Raw genomic sequence first — 19,801 nt, 5'->3', positions numbered from 1 at the left:
GCGCATCGTCAGGCAGCCGCGTCGCGCGCGTCGAAGAACGCCAGCAGTTCGTCGATCAGCGCGACGGGCGCCTCTTCCGGAATGTAGTGCCCGCACTCGAGCGCGCGGCCGCTGACGTCGCGCGCCACGCGGCGCCATTCCTCGAGCGGATCGAAGCAGCGGCCGACGATCCCGTGCTCGCCCCACAGCACGCGCAGCGGACACGCAACCTTGTTGCCGCGCTCGAGATCCGCACGGTCGTGTTCGAGATCGATCGTCGCGGATGCGCGGTAGTCCTCGCACATCGCATGCACGGCGCCCGGCTGCGCGAGCGCGGCCCGGTACGCGGCGAGCGCCTCGGGCGCGAACGGTGCGAGCCCGGCGGACCGGTTGCCCATCACGCGCTCGATATACGCATCGGTATGCGCGCCGACCAGCGTCTCGGGCAGCGGCTCCGGCTGGATCAGGAAGAACCAGTGGAAATACGCGGTCGCGAACGCGCGATCGGTTTTCTCGTACATCGCGAGCGTCGGGGCGATGTCGAGCAGCATCATCCGCTCGACGGCGTCCGCGTGGTCGAGCGCCAGCCGGTGTGCGACCCGCGCGCCGCGATCGTGCGCGCATACGTGGAAGTGCTCGAAGCCGAAATGCCGCATCACGGCGACCTGGTCGGCCGCCATCGCACGTTTCGAATACGGCGCATGCCGCGCGTCGCTCGGCGGCTTGCCCGACCCGCCGTAACCGCGCAGGTCGGTGGCGATCACCGTGAAATGATTCGCGAGCGTCGCGGCAACGCGATGCCAGATCATGTGGGTTTGCGGATGTCCGTGCAGCAACAGGAGCGGCGGACCCGCGCCTCCTTTGACACCGAAGATGTCGGTGTCCTGCACCGTCACGCGAAACGGTGCAAACGCCTCAAACGACATGGTTTGTTTCTCGTTGGTTTGTTATGGCGGCTATTTTAGGAGCGCTTGCCCATCTCCACAGCGGGGCAACAGCCGGAATCCGTAGAAAGAGAACACTCACTCGATTGCCGGCACACCGCGCATTTTGTTAAGCTCGCGTAGAATCGCACGATCGTTCGTATTAATATGAACGACCTCGTTTCGCAGCTACACTCGAATCATCATCACCGTTCGACCGCAAAGCATGGCGGCGTCGGCGCGACCGCGCGGCCGCCCCCTGGAGACTGGAGACATCACATGGCCTTGCCCACCGTCCTGCAGAACCTGACGCTGCCCGTCATCGCGTCGCCGATGTTCATCGTCAGCTACCCCGAACTCGTGCTCGCGCAATGCAAGGCGGGCATCGTCGGTTCGTTCCCCGCGCTCAACGCCCGTCCGGCCGAACTGCTCGACGAGTGGCTCACGCAGATCCAGTCCGAGCTCGCCGACCACCAGGCAAAAAATCCCGACGCGGTGATCGGCCCGATCGCGGTCAACCAGATCGTCCACCAGTCGAATGCGCGGCTCGAACACGACGTGCGCGTGTGCGTCGAGCACAAGGTGCCGATCTTCATCACGAGCCTGCGCGCACCGGCGCGCGAGATCGTCGACGCGGTGCACAGCTACGGCGGCATCGTGCTGCACGACGTGATCAACCTGCGTCATGCGCAGAAGGCGCTCGAAGCCGGCGTCGACGGGCTGATCCTCGTCGCGGCCGGCGCAGGCGGCCACGCGGGCACGACGTCGCCGTTCGCGCTCGTCGGCGAAGTCCGCAAGATCTTCGACGGCCCGATCGTGCTGTCCGGCGCGATCGCGAACGGCGGCTCGATCCTTGCGGCGCAGGCGATGGGCGCCGACTTCGCGTACATGGGCACGCGCTTCATCGCGACGCAGGAAGCGCACGCGATCGACGACTACAAGCACGCGATCGTGAACGCGAAATCGTCGGACATCATCTACACGAACCTCTTCACGGGCGTGCACGGCAACTACATCCGCGAGAGCATCGAGAAGGCCGGCCTCGATCCGGAAGCGCTGCCGGAATCCGACAAGACCAAGATGAATTTCGGCAGCGACAAGACGAAGGCGTGGAAGGACATCTGGGGTGCCGGCCAGGGCGTCGGCCTGATGGACGACCTGCCGAGCGTGGGCGCGCTCGTCGAGCGCCTGAAGCGCGAGTACGACGACGCGAAGGCGCGGCTCGGCATCCCGCGCTGACGGATGCGGCGGCCATGGCGGCCGCCGCCGGCGCGAATGCCATCCGACAAAACAAAAAGCGCGAACCGCTTCGGTTCGCGCTTTTTCATTGCCCCGCTTCCGCGGGAAAGACGGCTCAGACCGCGCGCTTCATCCGCGTCATCGGCAGCACGCGCAGGCGCGATTCGATCGACGGACACAGCGACTGCCCTTCGAAACGCGCCGCCAGGAAGTCGACGAACGAACGCACCTTCGCGGACACGTGACGACGGCTCGCGTAGACCGCATAGATCGGCGCCTCGTGCGGCGGCACCGCATCGAGCAGCACCGGCACGAGCCGGCCGGACTCGATGTCGTCGCCGACCACCTCGGTGCCGAGCAGCGCGATGCCCGCGCCCGCGAGCACGGCCGCACGCAGCCCTTCGAGATGATTCACGATCAGGTTGCCGTTGAGGTTCACGCGCGACGCGGCGGCCGCATCGATCACCAGCGAGTCGAGCATCGTCGAATTCGAGTCGCGCCGCAGATAGTTGTGGTGCGCGAGATCGGCGATCGTCGCGGGCGTGCCGTGCTTCTCGAGATACTCGGGCGACGCGACCAGCAGGATGTGCGCGGTCGCGATCTGCCGCGCGACCAGCGACGACGATTTCAATCCGTTCGGCGCCGCACGCACCGCGACGTCGTAGCCTTCCTCGATCAGGTCGACCACGCGATCGGACAGCGTCATGTCGACGGTCACGTCCGGGAACCGGCCCGCATAATCGGTGACGGCCTGCATCACGTGCCGCAGCCCGAACGCCGAGAGCGACGTCACGCGCAGCCTGCCTTGCGGCACCACGCTCGCGGCGCCGACGGCCTGCCCGGCTTCGTCGAGTTCAGACAGCGCCTGCACGAGGCGCTCATAGTATTCGCGTCCCGCCTCGGTAGGGGCGACGCGTCGTGTCGTGCGATGCAGCAGCCGCGCACCGAGCTGCTGCTCGAGATGCATCACGTGCTTGCTCGCCATCGCAGCCGACATCTGCATGCGCTCGGCCGCGCCGACGAAGCTGCCCACTTCGACGACGTAGCGAAACACATTCATGCTGACGAGGGTATCCATCGAACTCGCTCGTAATGACGGGGGAATGATCCAATTACGAGATAGGGTAACAAAGGCGGGGAAACAGAAAGGTCAACAAAAGCAAAACGGCGCCGCGGGGTCGCGGCGCCGTTTTGGCGGGAAAACATGCAGTCCGGCCGCGCTTTTGGCGCGCGGCCGGCGCACCGGTCACGCGCGTCAGAACTTCGCGCGGATGCCGGCGCCGAACGTGTTGCCGGTCGACAGGCCGCTGATGTGGTCGTTCATGTACGCAGCGTAGACGTCCGTGCGCTTGGAGAGCGGATAGTCGTAGCCGACGGCCCAGGTCTGGCGCGTCTGATCGAGGCCGCCCGCATCGCGCGAGTACGCGTACGACGCCATCGCGCTGCCGACGCCGAGCGGCACCGACACGCCGCCCTGCGCGGTATTCACGTGCCAGCTGCCCGCGACCTGGTCGTTCTTCGTATACATGTACTGGCCGAACAGCTTCACGTACTTCAGGTCGTAGGTCGCACCGACTTGCGCGATACCCTGGCTCTTCATGCCGGCCACCAGCGCACTCAGGTCACGCGGGCCATTGTTGAAGTTCACGTACTGGTAGACCGCGGTCGCCGCGAACGGGCCGTTCGCATAGTTGAACTGCGCGCTCCACTTCTTCGAGCCGTTGTCGCCCGCCTGGTTGCCGAGCGCGTACATCGCGCCGAAATTCAGGCCACCGAACGACGGCGACGTGTACGACAGCGCGTTGTTCCAGCCCGAATCGCCGACGGCACCCTGGTCGCTCGGGTAGGTCGGGAACGTGCCGAGGCCGAGGAACACGTGGTACACCATCGGCGAGAAGGTGTACGAGTCGTAGAACGGGTTGAACAGGATCGTCGACAGGAACAGGTGCGTCGTCAGGCGGCCGGCCGTCACCGTGCCGTACGGCGAATCGATGCCGACGTAGGCGTTGCGTGCGAAGAACGTGTCACCCTGGAAGCGGCCGAACTGGCCGTTCTGCGCGCGGAAGAAGCTTTCCAGCGTAAAGATCGCCTTGTAGCCGTTGCCGAGATCCTCGGCGCCGTGCAAGCCCCAGTACGACGTCGACATCCCGCCGCCGCTCACGTTCCACGCGCGGTCGCCGCCCGGGAACTTGGTTGCGCCGACCCATTCGTCGACCTGGCCGTAGAGCGACACGCTCGACTGTGCATGGACGGGCGCGGCAGCCGCCACGCAGGCGGCCGCGGCGATCAGCTTGACGGACGTGCGCGACGCACGGCGAGCGAGTGCTTTCATGGGATCTCCAGGTTTTGTCGAATTGTCGATAAGTGGCGCGAGCGTTGTTTTTGGGAGCCGAGTGCTTGCGTCGTATGGGGCGCAGCCATCTTTACGGATCATTCGTCCGGTCAAAATTGCGCACACTTATTGCGGGTATAGCGGCGGCATTAACTTCGCGGAATGGATACATGGCCGGGTACCCGCCGGCGGCCCGGCGTGAACGCGGTCGCGCGGCGGGACGGCAGCGTGGCGCGCGCGAGCCGGGCGCGAAAGATAGCGCAATGCGACGGGAAAATCAGCGGAAATCTGCGCGCGACTGTGGCGAATTCGCATCAGCCGGCGGAGGGACGAGCGCGCGGGCGCTCAGTTTCGGTAGAACGGGGAGAAAAACGGCGAGTGCGCAGGCTCTTCCTGCGAGCGGGGCGGCGGCATCGGACGTCCGCCGCGCTCCTCGTTATAGCGCGCGACGTCGGCACGGATCGACCCGGCGCGCAGCGGCATGTTGCCGCCGCCGGGCGGGCGCGGCATCTGGCGCACGTCGGTGCTGATCGGGCGATACGGGCTTTGCGCGGCGTAATGGCCATACGACGGCGTCGGCCGCAGCCCCCAGCGGGAGCCGTAGCCGTTCACGCCGCCGGCGCGTGCACCGGCGGGCGGCGCAGCGCGGTGCCAGACGGCCCCCCCGCCAGCCGGCTGACCGTACGCGCGCATGTCGCCGCCGCCGAAGCCGTGGCCACCGAACGCATGACCGCCGTGGGGTGGTTGCGCGAGCGCGAGCGGCATCAGCAGCGCGCCGAGCACGCCCGCCACCCATCGTCCGACCTTCCGTTTCACCCGTTCCGTCATCGTTCAGTGCCTGTCCATGCCCGTTGCCGGCCGCTTTGGGGCCGACGCCGGGCTTTCAGCAGTAATTTATGAGCGGGCCGAAAGCGTGTCGAGCCCAAAAGTGTTATGTCGCCAGCATCGGTGTAACACCATGTTACTGCTAGGTTTTTTCACTTCCGCAGGCGACCGGGACAGAACATTCTTCTGCCGTTTTGCGCATCGCCGGGCCAGTGCGGTGAGCCCTGTTGCATGAGGTTGTCTCATCAATCGATTCACACAATGAATTTGTGTAGTGAATCGCCAACCGGGACAATGGCGCCATCCGCGCGCGCGACGCGCACCTCCGTCGTTTCCGAATCGAGTTCCCGATGGCCCGTCCCCGTTATCTTCCCGACAACTTCACGCTCGCGCTCGTCGGCACCGTCGTGCTCGCGAGCCTCCTGCCGTGCCGCGGCCCGGCCGCCCACGCGTTCAACTGGGCGACCAACATCGCCGTCGGCCTGCTGTTCTTCCTGCACGGCGCGAAGCTGTCGCGCGAAGCCGTCGTCGCGGGCGCGACCCACTGGCGGCTGCACGCAGTCGTGCTGCTCAGCACGTTCGCGCTGTTCCCGCTGCTCGGTCTCGCGCTGAAACCCGTGCTGCAGCCGCTCGTCACGCCGACGTTGTATGCGGGCGTGCTGTTCCTGTGCACGCTACCGTCGACGGTCCAGTCGTCGATCGCGTTCACGTCGATCGCGAAGGGCAACGTGCCTGCCGCCGTGTGCGCGGCATCCGCGTCGAGCCTGCTCGGAATCTTCGTCACGCCGGCGCTCGTCGGGCTGGTGATCACGTCGCAGTCGGCAGCCGCCGCGTCGCCGTGGAGCACCGTCGGCAGCATCGTGATGCAGCTGCTCGTGCCGTTCATCGCCGGCCAGTTGCTGCGGCCGGTGATCGGCGGCTGGATCGACCGCAACCGCGGCGTGCTGCGCTTCGTCGACCAGGGCTCGATCCTGCTCGTCGTCTACGTCGCCTTCAGCGAGGCCGTCAACGAAGGCCTGTGGCACCAGATCCCGCCGCGTGCGCTCGGCGGCCTGCTCGTCGTCAACCTCGTGCTGCTCGCGATCGCGCTGCTGCTGACCGCGTTCGTCAGCAAACGGCTCGGCTTCAACCGCGCCGACCAGATCACGATCATCTTCTGCGGATCGAAGAAGAGCCTCGCGGCCGGCGTGCCGATGGCGAAGGTGATCTTCTCGGCGAACGCGGTCGGCGCGATCGTGCTGCCGTTGATGCTGTTCCACCAGATTCAGCTGATGGCGTGCGCGGCACTCGCGCAGCGTTGGGGCGCGCGCGACATGAGCGGCGAGCACGACGAGGGCGACGCGACATCGGCGCCAGGCGCGCTGAGCGCGGGCAAGCGCTGACGATCAGCGCGGCGGGACGGTCATCGAGGGGGGCCGTCCCGACGTTCTCGGGTTCTCGGGTTCTCGGGTTCTCGGGTTCTCGGGTTCTCGGGTTCTCGGGTTCTCGGGTTCTCGGGTTCTCGGGTTCTCGGGTTCTCGCGTTCCGGGTTCCGGGTTCCGCCTCCCCGCCACACCACCCTCCCCAATGCGCACCGATGCGCCCCAAGCGCGATGCACCGGCAGCGCCCATCTCGTCACGAAATCTTCATTCAATTATCCGCGAGCGGTGCCGTTAAATCGGGCGTCCCGTCGATTCGGCTGTCCTCGCCCATGCCCGCGCCCCACCCCGACTCCGCTGCCGCCAGCATCACGCGCCTGATCGCGGATCGCGCGCTCGCCGCCGTGTTCCAGCCGATCGTCGATCTCGGGTCGGGAACGGTCGTCGGATACGAGGGCCTGATCCGCGGCCCAAGCGGCACCGACCTCGAGCCGCCCGTCGCGCTGTTCGCGCAGGCCGCGCGCGAAGGCGAAACCATCGCGCTCGAACAGGCGGCCGCACTCACCTGCCTCGACGCGTTCGCGGCGCTCGGCTGCGACGGCAAGCTGTTCCTCAATTTCAGCGCGGGCACGATCCTGCAGCTCGCGCGCGAACGCGAGCGCGTACGCCAGCGCCTCGTCCGCGCGCGGATCGGCGCCGAGCGCATCGTGATCGAGCTGACCGAACAGAACGCGACGCCGGACATCGCCCAGATCGGGCCGGCCGTCGCGTCGCTGCGCGACGCCGGCGTCCAGTTCGCGCTCGACGACTACGGCACCGCGAACGCGAGCATGAACCTGTGGCTGCGCCTGCAGCCGGACGTCGTGAAGATCGACCGCTTCTTCATCCACGACATCGCCCGCGACCCACTGAAGTTCGAGGCCGTGAAGGCGATGCAGCACTTCGCGCAGGCGAGCGGCGCGCAACTGATCGCGGAAGGCATCGAGAACGAATGCGACCTGATCGTCGTGCGCGACATGGGCATCTGCTGCGTACAGGGCTTCCTGCTCGGCCGGCCGAACGCGCAGCCGTCGCGGGTCGTCGCGCCGGCCGCGCGCGATGCGATCCGGGCGCCGCACATCGCGGTGTTTCCCGGCGCGACGCGCTCGGTGCGGCCGGCCGGCACGATCGCCGGGAAGATGCTGGTGCCGGCGCCGGCGCTGCCGCGCGACGCGACCAGCAACGACGTGCTCGACCTGTTCAACCGAATGCCCGACCTGCATGCGGTCGCGCTCGTCGAACGCGGGCGGCCCGTCGCGCTCGTGAATCGCCGCGGCTTCATCGACCGCTTCGCGCTGCCGTACCACCGCGAGGTGTTCGGGAAGAAGCCGTGCCTCCAGTTCGCGAACGATGCGCCGCTGATGATCGACAACGCGACGACGCTCGAGCAGCTCGCGAGCCACGACCAACGCTATCTCGCGGACGGCTTCGTGATCACCGAACACGGCCGCTATGTCGGGCTCGGCACCGGCGAGAGCCTCGTTCGCACGGTGACCGAGATGCGCATCGAGGCCGCGCGCTACGCGAATCCGCTGACGTTCCTGCCCGGCAACATCCCGATCAGCGCGCACATCGACCGCCTGCTCCAGCGCGACGCGGGCTTTCATGCGTGCTACGTCGACCTGAACCAGTTCAAGCCGTTCAACGACCAGTACGGCTACTGGCAGGGCGACGAGGTGCTGAAGTTCGCGGCGACGGTGCTGGCCGGCATGTGCGACCCGCAGCGCGACTTTCTCGGGCACGTCGGCGGCGACGATTTCCTCGTGCTGTTCCAGCGCGCCGACTGGCGCGAGCGCGCCGCCGACGCGATCGCCCGCTTCAACGACGGCGCGCAGCTGTTCTACACGCAGGCCGACCGGCAGGCAGGCGGGCTGCGTGGCGAGGACCGCCACGGCAACCCGGCGTTCTTCGGCTTCGTGACGATGGCGATCGGCGCGGTCGGCGTGCCGGCCGGCGCGCACGGCGCGAAGCGCTACAGCAGCGACGAGATCGCGTCGGTCGCGGCGCTCGCGAAGCGGCGCGCGAAACAGCAGCCGGATGGACTCGCGGTCGTCGACCTCGACGCGGGGCGCGCCGCGCTGCGCCATCGCGGCGAGCCGCCGGCCGTGGCGATACGCTGAGCGGCGGGCGGCGGGCGCTTGCAGACATGGCGACGCCCGGTGCGGCGGCGGGGTGCATGCGCCCGTCAGGCAGCCGGACCGTTAGTTGCACGCCGACCTGCTGGTGGTCGGCGGAGGCAGTCGGGCACCATTCGCGCGGACGCGTGAAGCCCGTCCGTTTGCCCCCATTTCCCGCTCGCCAGGCGCCTGCACGACCACCTTGCCTTTTTCTCGTTTTGTTTAGTATTTTTAGTAACGGCGTTTTCGCAGATTAGCGCTTAAAAACCGGTATTTCCCGGGTATTCCCCGGTTATCCGGCCCGAATTCCGCGACACGTTTTACTATACAATCGCTTTCACCCTAAACAAACCGGACCCCGAACGATGGGTACGACCATTCGCGATGTGGCGCGGGCGGCAGAGGTTTCGATCGGCACCGTCTCCCGCGCGCTGAAAAACCAGCCGGGCCTGTCCGAAGCGACGCGTGCGCGCATCGTCGAGATCGCGCAGCGGCTCGGCTACGATCCCGCGCAGTTGCGGCCGCGCATCCGCCGGCTCACCTTCCTGCTGCACCGCCAGCACAACCGCTTTCCGGCCAGCCCGTTCTTCTCGCACGTGCTGCACGGCGTCGAGGACGCGTGCCGCGAGCGCGGCATCGTGCCGACGCTGCTCACGGTCGGGCCGAACGACGACGTGCTGCGCCAGATGCGCCCGCACGCGCCCGACGCGATCGCGGTGGCCGGCTTCATCGAGCCGGAAACGATCGAGGCGCTCGCCGCGACCGGCCGGCCGCTCGTGCTGATCGACCTGTGGGCGCCCGGGTTGCGCTCGGTGAACATCGACAACGCGACGGGCGCGGCGCTCGCGATGCGCCACCTGCTCGCCACCGGCCGCACGCGGATCGCGTTCATCGGCGGCTCGCCCGCGCACTACAGCATCGCGCAGCGCGCGATCGGCTACCGGCGCGCGTTCTTCGAGGCCGGGCGGCTGTTCGATCCCGCGTACGAAGTGACGATCGATGCAGGGCTCGATCCCGACACCGGCGCCGCGCGCGCGATGGAGCAGCTGCTCGACGCGCCGGGCCCGCGCCCGGAAGCCGTCTTCGCGTACAACGACGCAGCCGCGCTCGCCGCGCAGCGCGTCTGCACCGCGCGCGGGTTGCGCATTCCCGACGACATCGCGATCGTCGGCTTCGACAACATCCCGGCCGCCGCGCACGCAAGCCCGCCGCTCACGACGCTCGCGGTCGACAAGGAAGCGCTCGGCCGCCGCGGCGTCGAGCTGCTGCTCGCGGAAGCGCCCGAGCGCACCGAGATTTCCCTGCCCGTCGAGCTGATCGTGCGGGCCAGCAGTCAGCCCGCCGGCTCCCCGGCGCTCGATACCGCCACGGTCACCGAATCATCATGAACATGCCCCCGGTCCAACCCTGCACGGCCGCGCCGGCCGCCCATACGCAAGCCGCGCCGTTCGTCGCGAGTTTCCGCGATCCGTCGTTCCTGCTGTCGCACATCGAGGACACGCTGCGCTTCTACGCAACGAATGCGTTCGACCCGACGGGCGGCTTCCATCACTACTTCCGCGACGACGGCAGCCTCTACAACCGCACGTCGCGCCACCTCGTCAGCAGTTGCCGGTTCGTCTTCAACTACGCGATGGCGTACCGGCATTTCGGCGATCCGCGCCACCTGGACTATGCGCGCCACGGGCTGCGCTTCCTGCGCGACGCGCACTGGGACGACGAACTGCAGGGCTACGACTGGGAACTCGACTGGCGCGACGGCGCGAAGCGCGCGACGCTCGACGGCACGCGCCACTGCTACGGGCTCGCGTTCGTGCTGCTCGCGGCCGCGCACGCGACGATGGCCGGCATCGACGAGGCCCGCCCGCTGATCGCGGCCACCTTCGAGCTCGCCGAGCACCGCTTCTGGGACGCGGCCGCGGGCCTGTATGCGGACGACGCGACGCCGAACTGGGTCGTGTCGTCGTACCGCGGCCAGAACGCCAACATGCACATGACGGAGGCACTGCTCGCGGCGTACGAGGCGACCGGCCACCTCACGTACCTCGATCGCGCAGAGAAAATCGCGAGCCACGTCACGCAGCGCCAGGCCGCGCTGTCGGGCGGGCTCGTGTGGGAGCACTATCACGCGGACTGGTCGGTCGACTGGGACTACAACAAGGAAGACAGCTCGAACATCTTCCGTCCGTGGGGCTTCCAGCCCGGGCACCAGACCGAATGGGCGAAGCTGCTGCTGATCCTCGAGCGGCACCGCCCGCTCGACTGGCTCGTGCCGCGCGCGACCGAGCTGTTCGACGCGGCGCTCGCGCACGCGTGGGACGCCGATCACGGCGGCCTGTGCTACGGCTTCGGCCCCGACTTCACGATCTGCGACCACAACAAGTATTTCTGGGTGCAGGCGGAAACCTTCGCGGCGGCCGCGATGCTCGGCGCGCGCACCGGCAGCGAACGCTTCTGGGACTGGTACGACGAGATCTGGCGCTACAGCTGGGCGCACTTCGTCGATCACCGCTACGGCGCGTGGTACCGCATCCTTACCTGCGACAACCGCAAGTACGGCGACGAGAAGAGCCCGGCCGGCAAGACCGACTACCACACGATGGGCGCATGCTACGACGTGCTCGCGACCCTCGCGCGCGCGCAGCGCAGCGAGCCGACGCAATGAGCGGCGGCACGTTTCCGGCTTTCGTGTCGGCGGGCGACATCCTGACCGACATGGTGCGTGCGGGCGACGCGCAATGGACCTCGGTGCCGGGTGGCGCCGGCTGGAACGTCGCGCGCGCGGTGGCGCGGCTCGGCGTGCCGAGCGCGCTCGCGGGCTCGATTGGCGAAGACTGCTTCTCCGACGTGCTGTGGCGCACGAGCGAAGCGGCCGGGCTCGACCTGCGCTTCCTGCAGCGCGTCGCGCGGCCGCCGCTGCTCGCGATCGTCCACGAGACCCGCCCGCCCGCGTACTTCTTCATCGGCGAAGCGAGCGCCGATCTCGCGTTCGATCCGGCGCAACTGCCGGCCGGCTGGACCGACCATGTGAAATGGGCCCATTTCGGCTGCATCAGCCTCGTGCGCGAACCGCTCGCCGGCACGCTGGCCGCGCTCGCGGCCGACCTGCACGCACGTGGCGTGAAGATCAGCTTCGACCCGAACGTCCGGAACCTGATGACGGCCGCGTACCGGCCGACGCTGGAAAAGATGGCCGCGCTCGCCGACCTGATCAAGGTCTCCGACGAGGACCTGCGGCACCTGTTCGGCGGCGACGGCCCCGACGCGATCGGCGCGGTGCGCGCGCTGAACCCGCACGCGGCGGTGCTCGTCACGCGCGGCGCGCAGGCGGCGACGCTCTACGCGGACGGCGACGTGCATGAAGCCAGCCCGCCGCGCGTCGAGGTGGCCGACACGGTTGGCGCGGGCGACGCATCGATCGGCGGCATGCTGTTCAGCCTGATGGTGGCGCCGCAGCGATCGTGGCGCGAGCATCTCGCGTTCGCGCTGGCGGCGGGCGCCGCGGCGTGCCGGCATACGGGCGCGCACGCGCCGACGCTCGACGAGGTCGTCGCGCTGATCGAAGGCTGACCGAGGGTCGATCGAACGCGGCCGGGCGCGCGCCGGCCGCCGTTCGGTCACCGATAAGCCGCGCTGTACATGCTGCGCCGCAGTGCTACGATGAAGTGTCCTTTTGCGGGAGAGGCACGATGGACACGAACACGTTCACGAAGGGCATCTACACGGCCAAGGCGCATACCCAGCATTCGGCCAACGGTCAGTTCCAGGGTTACGTGATCCTCTCGCGGGACGACGGGGACGACACCGAGAACACACGCTACGACGTCCACTCGACGAGCCCCAGCGAGGAAGAAGCGTTCGACGAGGCGAAGGCGCTCGCGCACCGGATCCTCGGCGAAATCGAGCTGTAACGCGCCGCCATTCACGCGCGGCTCAGAGGAGCCGCGCCACCATCGATACCAGCATCGTCAGCACCAGCGTCGACATGAACGGGAACGGGTAGCGCCGCCCGCCGAGCGTCAGCGTGACGTCGCCCGGCATCCGCCCGATGCCGAGCTTGCCGAGCCACGGCCAGCAGCGCGTCAGGATCATCACCGCGACGAACGACGCCATCAGCCAGCGCAGCATGTCGGCTCCCGTCAGAGTGCGTGCGAGCGGTCGCCGCGCGCGAACGCGTCGAGCGTGCCGTCGATGCCGCGCGAGAACGCGATCACCTTGAACAGCTCGCCCATCTCGGCTTCCGAGATCAGCTTCTGCACCGCGTTCGCGGCCGGCAGGAACGCATGGATGTCCGACGGATCGATCGCGGCCAGCGCGTCGGTGATGCCTGCGTTCAGCAGGAAGCGCGCCTGCGACGTGTAGCCGAGCAGGTCGGCGCCGGCGGCAATGGCCGCGTCGTAGATGCCGGTGAATTCGACGTGCGCGGTGATGTCCTGCAGCCCCGGGTACAGGAACGGATCGTCGTGCGCGTGATGGCGGTAGTGGCACATCAGCGTGCCGCGGTCGCGCTGCGGATGGTAGTACTCGTGCGCGGGAAAGCCGTAGTCGACCAGCAGCACCGCGCCGCGCCCGAGCATCGCGCAGACGGTGCGCGTGAACGCCAGCGCGGCCTCGTGCGTCTCGGTCACGTAGCCGTCGGCGACATCGGCGGTGAGCCGCGCGAGCACCGGCGGCTGGCTGTTAGGCGCGGCGGGCCGATCCTCGAACACGAACGCCTGCCGCGCGTCGAGCGCGACGCCGCGCTCGTGCCACGCGCCGCCCGCCTTCGCGAACAGCCGCACGGGCATCGCATCGAGCACCTCGTTGCCGACGACGACGCCGTCGAACCGCTCGGGCAGCGCGTCGAGCCAGCGCACCTTCGCGGCAAGCGCCGGTGCGGCGACCGTGATCGTGTCGCGCTGCCGTTCGCGCAGCTCGCCGGACAGGTCGACGATCAGGTATTCGTCGAGCCCGGCGCCGAACGCGTCGAGCGCCGCGAGCAGCCCGGCCGCGAGCTTGCCCGTGCCGGCGCCGAATTCCATCACGCGACGCGTGCCGCTCGCCGCGAGCGCTTGCGCGACCGGTTGCGCGAGCGTCTGCGCGAACAGCGGCGACAGCTCGGGCGCGGTCACGAAGTCGCTGCCGTCGTCGGCGCGACGCCCGAACTTGCGCGCGCCGCCGCTGTAATAGCCGAGGCCGGGCGCATACAGCGCGCGCTCCATGAAGCGGTCGAACGGCAGCCAGCCGCCGGCAGCCGCGATCTCGTCGCGCAGTTGCGCGGCAAGGGTTTCGGACTGCGCAAGCGCGTCAGGGCCGGGAGCGGGTAAACTAGCGGGTTCGTGAGCTTTCGGGTTCATCCCGGCATTGTAAATGACCGTTTCAGCCGATACGTCGACCCAGCGCGTGGCGCTCGTCACAGGTGCCCTGGGCAGCGCGGCCGACGCCGCGTCGATCGGTCGCGCGCTCGCGACGGGATTCGCCCGGCGCGGCTGGGACGTCGCGCTGCAGCGCAGCCACGGCACGCCGCACGCGGCGGCCGACGCACTCGTCGCCGAAGTCGCGGCGCTCGGCCGCCGCGCGGTCGTGCTCGACGCCGATCTGGCCCTGGAAGCCGACGCCGCCGGACTCGTCGCCGCGTGCGGCGCGGCGCTCGGCCGGCCCGCGTGCGCGGTGTTCGTGAGCGCCAGCGCAGGCGCCGACGACGCGCACACGGTGGACGGCGCGTCGCTCGCCGGCGCGCTCGCGCGCAACGTGACGGCCCCGCTCGCGCTGGCCCGCGCGCTCGCCGATGCGACGCCCGACGCCGCGCGCGAGCACGAAGCGCTGCGCGCCTGCGCGATCCACGTGCTGGATCAGGCACTGTTTCACCCCGCGCCGGCGCAGATGTCGCACGCGCTGATGCAGGCCGCGCTGAACCGCGCGACGTCGGCGCTGGCGCTGGCGCTCGCGCCGAAGGTGCGGGTCGCGGCGCTCGTGCGCGGCCACGCGCCGCACGCGGACGACATCGCGGCGGCCGCCTGCTATCTCGCGAGCGCACCGGGCGTCACCGGCGCGACGCTGACCGTCGACGGCGGCGAGCACCTCGTGCCGCCCGCCGCCGGCCCGAATGAATGAACTGCGCGGATCGCGCGGCCTGACTGCCGCCGCCCGCGCCGCTTTGCGTGTGCGCACGCCAATTTGACTGGGACGACCATGTTTTCCGCTCTCCTGCACCCCCGCCTCGCGGACTGCCGCAGGCTCTACCTGCGCGACTACGAAGTGCACATCAACATCGGTGCCTTCGAACACGAGAAGCGCGGCGAGCAGCGCGTCGTCATCAATGTCGACCTGTTCGTGCCGCTCGCACTGTCCACCCCCGTCGACGACCGGCTGCATGAAATCGTCGACTACGATCTGATGAAGCAGAGCGTCACGCAATGCCTGGCGCGCGGCCACATCCACCTGCAGGAAACGCTGTGCGACGCGATCGCCGCGCGCCTGCTGGCGCACGATGCCGTGCGCGCGGTACGCGTCTGTACCGAGAAACCGGACGCTTATCCGGACTGCGACGCCGTCGGCGTCGAAGTCTTTCGCATCAAGGACGAGGAGCGCGCATGAACGCCCCCCACATGAATGACACGGCGGCCGATGCCGCCACCCTCGACGCAACCGCCGCCCCGGCCGCCCGCCCGGTGCTGACGCGCCGCGAACAGAAGGACGCGTACGAGAACAACAAGCTGTTCAAGCGGATCGTGCGCCAGGTCGGCCAGGCGATCGGCGACTTCAACATGATCGAGCAAGGCGACAAGGTGATGGTCTGCCTGTCGGGCGGCAAGGACAGCTACGCGATGCTCGACGTGCTGCTGCGCCTGCGCGAGCGTGCGCCGATCGATTTCGACATCGTCGCGGTGAACCTCGACCAGAAGCAGCCGGGCTTCCCCGAGCACGTGCTGCCGGAGTACCTGAAGCAGGTCGGCGTGCCGTTCCACATCGAGAACCAGGACACCTACAGCATCGTGAAGCGGCTCGTGCCCGAGGGCAAGACGACCTGCTCGCTGTGCTCGCGGCTGCGCCGCGGGATCCTGTACCGCGTGGCCGGCGAGCTCGGCGCGACCAAGATCGCGCTCGGCCACCACCGCGACGACATCGTGCAGACGCTGCTGCTCAACATGTTCTACGGCGGCAAGCTGAAGGGGATGCCGCCGAAGCTGCAGTCGGACGACGGCAGGAACATCGTGATCCGCCCGCTCGCGTACGTGAAGGAAACCGATCTCGAGAAATACGCGGAACTGCGCGAATTCCCGATCATCCCGTGCAACCTGTGCGGCAGCCAGCCGAACCTGAAGCGCGCGGAAATGAAGGCGCTGATCCGCGAATGGGACAAGCGCTTCCCGGGCCGCGTCGACAACATGTTCAACGCGCTCGCGAAGGTCGTGCCGTCGCACCTGATGGACACGACGCTGTACCCGTTCCAGTCGCTGCGCGCGACCGGCGTTGCCGATCCGCAGGGCGACATCGCGTTCGACGAGGAACCGTGCGCGTCGGGCGACGACAGCGCCGCGCCGGGCGGCGCCCGGCCGATCTCGATCGTCCAGTTCGACGACCTGTAAGCAGGGCCCGAACACCTGCCGGAACGGGGCCTCGACGCCTCTTTCCGGCGCTGTCGCCCCGCCGCGACAGGCCCGGAACGGCGGGGGCCGCATGCTAAAATGGACGGCTTCGAACTCCTCTGACAAGCTGGCGCCATGAATATCGTGATTTTGGCGGCAGGCACCGGCAAGCGCATGCGTTCCGCGCTGCCGAAAGTGCTTCATCCCCTGGCCGGCAGGCCGCTCCTCTCCCACGTCATCGACACCGCGCGCACGCTGCAGCCGTCCCGGCTCGTCGTCGTCGTCGGTCACGGCGGCGAGCAGGTCCAGGCCGCCGTCGCCGCGCCCGACGTCCAGTTCGCGGTGCAGGCCGAGCAGCTCGGCACCGGCCACGCGGTGCGCCAGGCGCTGCCGCTCCTCGATCCCGCGCAACCGACGCTCGTGCTGTATGGCGACGTGCCGCTCACCCGCGCATCGACGCTGCAACGCCTCGTCGACGCCGCGCGCGAAGGCCGCTACGGGATTCTGACGGTCACGCTCGACGATCCGACCGGCTACGGCCGCATCGTGCGCGACGCGGCCGGCTTCGTCACGCGCATCGTCGAACAGAAGGACGCGTCGCCCGAACAGCTGAAGATCGCCGAGATCAACACCGGCATCATCGTCACGCCCACGGCCCAGCTGTCGATGTGGCTCGGCGCGCTGAAGAACGAGAACGCGCAGGGCGAGTACTACCTGACCGACGTCGTCGAACTCGCGATCGAGGCCGGTTTCGAGGTCGTCACCGCGCAGCCCGACGAGGAATGGGAAACGCTCGGCGTGAACAGCAAGGCGCAGCTCGCCGAGCTCGAACGCATCCACCAGCGCAATATCGCCGACGCGCTGCTCGTCGACGGCGTCACGCTCGCCGATCCGGCGCGCGTCGACGTGCGCGGCACGCTGCGCTGCGGCCGCGACGTGTCGATCGACGTGAACTGCGTGTTCGAAGGCAACGTGACGCTCGCCGACAACGTGACGATCGGCGCGAACTGCGTGATCCGCAACGCGTCGGTCGGCCCCGGCACGCGCATCGACGCATTCACGCACATCGACGGCGCCGAGCTCGGCGCGCACACCGTGATCGGCCCGTACGCGCGGCTGCGCCCCGGCACGCAACTCGCGGACGAAGCGCACGTCGGCAACTTCGTCGAGGTGAAGAACGCGGTGATCGGCCACGGCTCGAAGGCTAACCACCTCACCTACATCGGCGACGCCGACATCGGCGCGCGCGTGAACATCGGCGCGGGCACGATCACCTGCAACTACGACGGCGCGAACAAGTTCCGCACCGTGATCGAGGACGACGTGTTCGTCGGCTCCGATACGCAGCTCGTCGCGCCCGTGCGCGTCGGCCGCGGCGTGACGATCGCCGCCGGCACGACGATCTGGAAGGACGTGGCCGACGGCCTGCTCGCGTTGAACGAGAAGACCCAGACCGCGAAGAGCGGCTACGTCCGCCCGGTCAAGAAGAAAACTTAACATCACGCGGGTGCCATACGGCGCCCGCTTCCATATAGAAGGTAGATTTCATGTGCGGCATTGTCGGCGCAGTTGCGCAACGTAATATCGTTCCGGTGCTGATCGAAGGATTGCGGCGCCTCGAATACCGTGGCTACGACTCGTGCGGCGTCGCCGTGCTCGAGCCGGGCGCACCGAAGCGCGCGCGCAGCGTCGCGCGCGTCGCCGATCTCGACGCGCAGGTGCGCGAATCGCACCTCGAAGGCACCACCGGCGTCGCGCATACCCGCTGGGCGACGCACGGGGCGCCCGTCACGCACAATGCGCACCCGATCTTCTCGTCGAACGCGCTGGCGCTCGTCCACAACGGCATCATCGAGAACTTCGAATCGCTGCGCGAATCGCTGCGCGCGAAGGGCTACGAATTCGTGTCGCAGACCGACACCGAAGTGATCGCCCACCTCGTGCACAGCCTGTATCGCGGCAACCTGTTCGACGCGGTGCGCGAAGCGGTGGGGCAGCTGCACGGCGCGTATGCGATCGCCGTGATCCACAAGGACCAGCCGCACACCGTCGTCGGCGCGCGCCAGGGTTCGCCGCTCGTGGTCGGCCACGGCGACGGCGAGAACTTCCTCGCGTCCGACGCGCTCGCGCTCGCGGGCAGCACCGACCGCTTCACGTTCCTCGAGGAAGGCGACGTGTGCGAGCTGTCGCTCGACGGCGTGAAGATCGTCGACCGCCACGGCGCCGCCGTGCAGCGCGAAATCCGCGTGGTGAGCGCCTACGGCGGCGCGGTCGAACTCGGGCCGTATCGCCACTTCATGCAGAAGGAAATCTTCGAGCAGCCGCGCGCGATCAGCGACACCGTGCCGCAAACCGAAGCCTTCGACGCGACGCTGTTCGGCGACGCCGCGCCCGCCGCCTTCGCGGACATCGACAGCCTGCTGATCCTCGCGTGCGGCACGAGCTACTACTCGGGCCTGACCGCGAAATACTGGCTCGAATCGATCGCGAAGATCCCGACGCAGATCGAGATCGCGAGCGAATACCGCTACCGCGAATCGGTGCCGAACCCGCGCCAGCTCGTGCTGGTGATCTCGCAGTCGGGCGAGACGGCCGACACGCTCGCCGCGCTCAAGCACGCGCAGTCGCTCGGCCACACGCACACGCTGGCCGTCTGCAACGTCGCGACGAGCGCAATGGTGCGCCTCACCGAAATGCAGTTCCTGACGCACGCGGGCACCGAGATCGGCGTCGCGTCGACGAAGGCGTTCACGACGCAGCTCGTCGCGCTGTTCGTGCTCGCGGCCACGCTCGGCAAGCTGCGCGGGCACGTCGATGCCGCTCAGGAAGCGGAATTCCTGAAGCAGTTGCGCCACCTGCCGGCCGCGCTGAACAGCGTGCTCGCGCTGGAGCCGCAGATCATCGCGTGGTCGGAAGAGTTCGCACGCAAGGAAAATGCGCTGTTCCTCGGCCGCGGGCTGCACTACCCGATCGCGCTCGAAGGCGCGCTGAAGCTGAAGGAAATCTCGTACATCCACGCCGAGGCCTATCCGGCCGGCGAACTGAAGCACGGGCCGCTCGCCCTCGTCACGGAAGCGATGCCGGTCGTCACGGTCGCGCCGAACGACACGCTGCTCGAGAAGCTGAAGTCGAACATGCAGGAAGTGCGTGCGCGCGGCGGCGAACTGTACGTGTTCGCCGATGCGGACACGCAGATCGTCAACGACGATGGCCTGCACGTGATCCGGATGCCGGAACACTACGGGCAGCTGTCGCCGATCCTGCACGTCGTGCCGCTGCAATTGCTCGCGTATCACACCGCATGCGCGCGCGGCACCGACGTCGACAAGCCGCGGAACCTCGCGAAATCGGTGACGGTGGAGTAACGCGGGACGACCGGGATGGTCCTTGCCGGGCCGTCCCGACCGCGTATCGGCGGGC

Annotated in this window: 18 protein-coding genes; 12 read left to right on the top strand and 6 right to left on the bottom strand. The window is 68.4% G+C overall.

All coding sequences use genetic code 11. The annotated features are described in order from the left end of the window. Positions 1-8: 8 nt before the first annotated feature. The gene (locus tag HWX36_RS06375) at positions 9-905 is read right to left on the bottom strand and encodes an alpha/beta hydrolase (RefSeq protein ID WP_175951357.1); all 897 of its coding nucleotides are present in this window, start codon (positions 903-905) and stop codon (positions 9-11) included. Positions 906-1,181: 276 nt separating this feature from the next. Between HWX36_RS06375 and HWX36_RS06370 the strand changes: the two genes are divergently transcribed. Then, positions 1,182-2,141, top strand: coding sequence for a nitronate monooxygenase family protein (locus HWX36_RS06370; protein ID WP_047852303.1), 960 nt, complete (start codon positions 1,182-1,184; stop codon positions 2,139-2,141). A 115-nt stretch (positions 2,142-2,256) separates the two neighbouring features. On the opposite strand, the gene HWX36_RS06365 is transcribed toward HWX36_RS06370, so the two are convergent. The 3 genes from HWX36_RS06365 to HWX36_RS06355 all read right to left on the bottom strand — a co-directional run bounded on the left by HWX36_RS06365 (position 2,257) and on the right by HWX36_RS06355 (position 5,301). Further along, positions 2,257-3,219, bottom strand: a complete 963-nt coding sequence (locus HWX36_RS06365) for a LysR family transcriptional regulator (RefSeq protein WP_175951356.1) — start codon at positions 3,217-3,219, stop codon at positions 2,257-2,259. Positions 3,220-3,396: 177 nt separating this feature from the next. Next, positions 3,397-4,473 carry a porin gene (locus HWX36_RS06360; protein WP_175951355.1) on the bottom strand — a complete coding sequence of 359 codons (1,077 nt, stop codon included), beginning with the start codon at positions 4,471-4,473 and terminating at the stop codon, positions 3,397-3,399. Positions 4,474-4,818: 345 nt separating this feature from the next. Then, positions 4,819-5,301: a peptide-binding protein gene (locus HWX36_RS06355; protein WP_175951354.1), complete on the bottom strand. Its 483-nt coding sequence runs from the start codon at positions 5,299-5,301 to the stop codon at positions 4,819-4,821. A gap of 347 nt (positions 5,302-5,648) precedes the next feature. Here HWX36_RS06355 and HWX36_RS06350 point away from each other — a divergent pair, with 347 nt between their 5' ends. The 6 genes from HWX36_RS06350 (at position 5,649) to HWX36_RS06325 (ending at position 12,724) form a co-directional block, all read left to right on the top strand. Continuing rightward, on the top strand, positions 5,649-6,680 hold the full coding sequence (locus tag HWX36_RS06350; protein WP_175951353.1) for a bile acid:sodium symporter family protein: 1,032 nt from the start codon (positions 5,649-5,651) through the stop codon (positions 6,678-6,680). 309 nt (positions 6,681-6,989) lie between these two features. Further along, positions 6,990-8,816: an EAL domain-containing protein gene (locus tag HWX36_RS06345; protein ID WP_175951352.1), complete on the top strand. Its 1,827-nt coding sequence runs from the start codon at positions 6,990-6,992 to the stop codon at positions 8,814-8,816. Positions 8,817-9,178: 362 nt separating this feature from the next. Then, the gene (locus HWX36_RS06340) at positions 9,179-10,201 is read left to right on the top strand and encodes a LacI family DNA-binding transcriptional regulator (protein ID WP_046544274.1); all 1,023 of its coding nucleotides are present in this window, start codon (positions 9,179-9,181) and stop codon (positions 10,199-10,201) included. After that, positions 10,198-11,478, top strand: coding sequence for an AGE family epimerase/isomerase (locus tag HWX36_RS06335; protein ID WP_175951351.1), 1,281 nt, complete (start codon positions 10,198-10,200; stop codon positions 11,476-11,478). Before HWX36_RS06340 ends, HWX36_RS06335 begins: the two co-directional genes overlap by 4 nt. Then, on the top strand, positions 11,475-12,383 hold the full coding sequence (locus HWX36_RS06330) for a carbohydrate kinase (protein ID WP_175951350.1): 909 nt from the start codon (positions 11,475-11,477) through the stop codon (positions 12,381-12,383). The genes HWX36_RS06335 and HWX36_RS06330 overlap by 4 nt, the downstream gene beginning before the upstream one ends. A gap of 119 nt (positions 12,384-12,502) precedes the next feature. Then, the gene (locus HWX36_RS06325) at positions 12,503-12,724 is read left to right on the top strand and encodes a hypothetical protein (RefSeq protein WP_129513135.1); all 222 of its coding nucleotides are present in this window, start codon (positions 12,503-12,505) and stop codon (positions 12,722-12,724) included. A 22-nt stretch (positions 12,725-12,746) separates the two neighbouring features. On the opposite strand, the gene HWX36_RS06320 is transcribed toward HWX36_RS06325, so the two are convergent. Next, complete coding sequence (locus HWX36_RS06320; protein WP_006484654.1) at positions 12,747-12,941, bottom strand: DUF2905 domain-containing protein; 195 nt, start codon at positions 12,939-12,941, stop codon at positions 12,747-12,749. A gap of 11 nt (positions 12,942-12,952) precedes the next feature. Then, positions 12,953-14,149, bottom strand: coding sequence for an SAM-dependent methyltransferase (locus tag HWX36_RS06315; RefSeq protein WP_175951349.1), 1,197 nt, complete (start codon positions 14,147-14,149; stop codon positions 12,953-12,955). A 13-nt stretch (positions 14,150-14,162) separates the two neighbouring features. Between HWX36_RS06315 and HWX36_RS06310 the strand changes: the two genes are divergently transcribed. From HWX36_RS06310 to glmS, 5 genes are all read left to right on the top strand, one after another. Further along, positions 14,163-14,906 (top strand): SDR family oxidoreductase, encoded by a 744-nt coding sequence (locus HWX36_RS06310; protein WP_047852306.1) that lies wholly within the window; start codon positions 14,163-14,165, stop codon positions 14,904-14,906. 78 nt (positions 14,907-14,984) lie between these two features. Continuing rightward, complete coding sequence (locus tag HWX36_RS06305; protein WP_043186999.1) at positions 14,985-15,389, top strand: dihydroneopterin aldolase; 405 nt, start codon at positions 14,985-14,987, stop codon at positions 15,387-15,389. Continuing rightward, entirely contained in the window at positions 15,386-16,381 is a 996-nt protein-coding gene (ttcA, locus tag HWX36_RS06300; RefSeq protein ID WP_175951348.1) for a tRNA 2-thiocytidine(32) synthetase TtcA, read from the top strand. Before HWX36_RS06305 ends, ttcA begins: the two co-directional genes overlap by 4 nt. Positions 16,382-16,516: 135 nt before the next feature. After that, the gene (glmU, locus tag HWX36_RS06295; protein ID WP_175951347.1) at positions 16,517-17,878 is read left to right on the top strand and encodes a bifunctional UDP-N-acetylglucosamine diphosphorylase/glucosamine-1-phosphate N-acetyltransferase GlmU; all 1,362 of its coding nucleotides are present in this window, start codon (positions 16,517-16,519) and stop codon (positions 17,876-17,878) included. A gap of 50 nt (positions 17,879-17,928) precedes the next feature. After that, entirely contained in the window at positions 17,929-19,746 is a 1,818-nt protein-coding gene (glmS, locus tag HWX36_RS06290; protein WP_175951346.1) for a glutamine--fructose-6-phosphate transaminase (isomerizing), read from the top strand. Positions 19,747-19,801: the final 55 nt, after the last annotated feature.

It is taken from the genome of Burkholderia sp. BCC0405, from assembly GCF_902833075.1.
Taxonomy (GTDB): Bacteria; Pseudomonadota; Gammaproteobacteria; order Burkholderiales; family Burkholderiaceae; genus Burkholderia.
Note: the sequence above shows the minus strand (reverse complement) of the source record. Positions and strands in the feature narration are given on the sequence as shown.